This window comes from Streptococcus sp. M334, assembly GCF_000187745.1.
GTDB lineage: Bacteria > Bacillota > Bacilli > Lactobacillales > Streptococcaceae > Streptococcus.
Window position 1 is genome coordinate 1 of the sequence record NZ_GL732500.1, and the last position, 2,500, is coordinate 2,500.

The 2,500-nt window shown below is 48.0% G+C and carries 1 protein-coding gene, 2 tRNA genes and 1 rRNA gene; 3 read left to right on the forward strand and 1 reads right to left on the reverse strand.

Features of this window, described 5'->3' with window-relative positions; all coding sequences use genetic code 11:
• Positions 1-267 (reverse strand): helix-turn-helix domain-containing protein (locus HMPREF0851_RS15050; RefSeq protein WP_000160540.1); only part of this gene is annotated, 267 nt, incomplete at its 3' end.
• Between the two features lie 200 nt (positions 268-467).
• On the opposite strand from HMPREF0851_RS15050, the gene HMPREF0851_RS15055 reads away from it, so the two are divergent.
• From HMPREF0851_RS15055 to HMPREF0851_RS15065, 3 genes are all read left to right on the forward strand, one after another.
• Positions 468-539 (forward strand) — tRNA-Glu (locus tag HMPREF0851_RS15055).
• A gap of 240 nt (positions 540-779) precedes the next feature.
• Positions 780-2,325: ribosomal RNA gene (locus HMPREF0851_RS15060) — 16S ribosomal RNA — on the forward strand.
• Between the two features lie 51 nt (positions 2,326-2,376).
• A tRNA-Ala gene (locus HMPREF0851_RS15065) sits at positions 2,377-2,449 on the forward strand.
• Positions 2,450-2,500 lie beyond the last annotated feature (51 nt).

The window sequence follows — 2,500 nt, forward strand, 5'->3', positions numbered from 1 at the left end:
TTTAGCTAGATAGAAGACTTTCTGATAGCCACAATTTTGTCTTCTTTTAGGGCATCCATTACAGACAAAGGGAGCTTTAGCGAGTAGAGGGCAGGGAAGGTTATTAGAGGTAGACTCTCGGACTTGTTTGTTTCGCTTGACTTCTTTAGAAACAGTAGTCGGGTCTTTTAGAATAAGTTGGCCAATAGCTTTGAAGGTTTCACCGCACTCTAAGCCTAATTGGATATCATTACGGTCTGAAAGGGTAAGGTGTTTATGTTTTGTCATAGTGGGCCTCATTTCTAACTCAAACGTCTCATACTTAATTCCACCATAAAAATCCGTTTTAGACTAATTTCCACTTCGGTTGGGCAAGTGGAAGTTACTTTGAGAAGTTAGCATGTAAAAAAAATGAAAAAAAGTTTAAAAAAGGTGTTGACAAAGTTTAAAAAGTCGGTATAATAGTAAGAGTTGAAAACACCAACTCAGGTCCGTTGGTCAAGGGGTTAAGACACCGCCTTTTCACGGCGGTAACACGGGTTCGAATCCCGTACGGACTATGGTATGTTGCAGATGAAATACTGATTGAAAAAATTAAAAAAAGTTTCAAAAAAGTGTTGACAAGCGAAAGCGACTGTGATATACTAATATAGTTGTCGCTTGAGAGAAGCGAGTGACAAAGACCTTTGAAAACTGAACAAGACGAACCAATGTGCAGGGCACTACAACAACTGTTGTAGTACTGAACAATGAAAAAACAATAAATCTGTCAGTGACAGAAATGAGTGAGAACTCAAACTTTTAATGAGAGTTTGATCCTGGCTCAGGACGAACGCTGGCGGCGTGCCTAATACATGCAAGTAGAACGCTGAAGGAGGAGCTTGCTTCTCTGGATGAGTTGCGAACGGGTGAGTAACGCGTAGGTAACCTGCCTGGTAGCGGGGGATAACTATTGGAAACGATAGCTAATACCGCATAAGAGTAGATGTTGCATGACATTTGCTTAAAAGGTGCAATTGCATCACTACCAGATGGACCTGCGTTGTATTAGCTAGTTGGTGGGGTAACGGCTTACCAAGGCGACGATACATAGCCGACCTGAGAGGGTGATCGGCCACACTGGGACTGAGACACGGCCCAGACTCCTACGGGAGGCAGCAGTAGGGAATCTTCGGCAATGGACGGAAGTCTGACCGAGCAACGCCGCGTGAGTGAAGAAGGTTTTCGGATCGTAAAGCTCTGTTGTAAGAGAAGAACGAGTGTGAGAGTGGAAAGTTCACACTGTGACGGTATCTTACCAGAAAGGGACGGCTAACTACGTGCCAGCAGCCGCGGTAATACGTAGGTCCCGAGCGTTGTCCGGATTTATTGGGCGTAAAGCGAGCGCAGGCGGTTAGATAAGTCTGAAGTTAAAGGCTGTGGCTTAACCATAGTACGCTTTGGAAACTGTTTAACTTGAGTGCAAGAGGGGAGAGTGGAATTCCATGTGTAGCGGTGAAATGCGTAGATATATGGAGGAACACCGGTGGCGAAAGCGGCTCTCTGGCTTGTAACTGACGCTGAGGCTCGAAAGCGTGGGGAGCAAACAGGATTAGATACCCTGGTAGTCCACGCCGTAAACGATGAGTGCTAGGTGTTAGACCCTTTCCGGGGTTTAGTGCCGTAGCTAACGCATTAAGCACTCCGCCTGGGGAGTACGACCGCAAGGTTGAAACTCAAAGGAATTGACGGGGGCCCGCACAAGCGGTGGAGCATGTGGTTTAATTCGAAGCAACGCGAAGAACCTTACCAGGTCTTGACATCCCTCTGACCGCTCTAGAGATAGAGTTTTCCTTCGGGACAGAGGTGACAGGTGGTGCATGGTTGTCGTCAGCTCGTGTCGTGAGATGTTGGGTTAAGTCCCGCAACGAGCGCAACCCCTATTGTTAGTTGCCATCATTCAGTTGGGCACTCTAGCGAGACTGCCGGTAATAAACCGGAGGAAGGTGGGGATGACGTCAAATCATCATGCCCCTTATGACCTGGGCTACACACGTGCTACAATGGCTGGTACAACGAGTCGCAAGCCGGTGACGGTAAGCTAATCTCTTAAAGCCAGTCTCAGTTCGGATTGTAGGCTGCAACTCGCCTACATGAAGTCGGAATCGCTAGTAATCGCGGATCAGCACGCCGCGGTGAATACGTTCCCGGGCCTTGTACACACCGCCCGTCACACCACGAGAGTTTGTAACACCCGAAGTCGGTGAGGTAACCGTAAGGAGCCAGCCGCCTAAGGTGGGATAGATGATTGGGGTGAAGTCGTAACAAGGTAGCCGTATCGGAAGGTGCGGCTGGATCACCTCCTTTCTAAGGATAAGGAACTGCGCATTGGTCTTGTTTAGTCTTGAGAGGTCTTGTGGGGCCTTAGCTCAGCTGGGAGAGCGCCTGCTTTGCACGCAGGAGGTCAGCGGTTCGATCCCGCTAGGCTCCATTGGTGAGAGATCACCAAGTAATGCACATTGAAAATTGAATATCTATATCA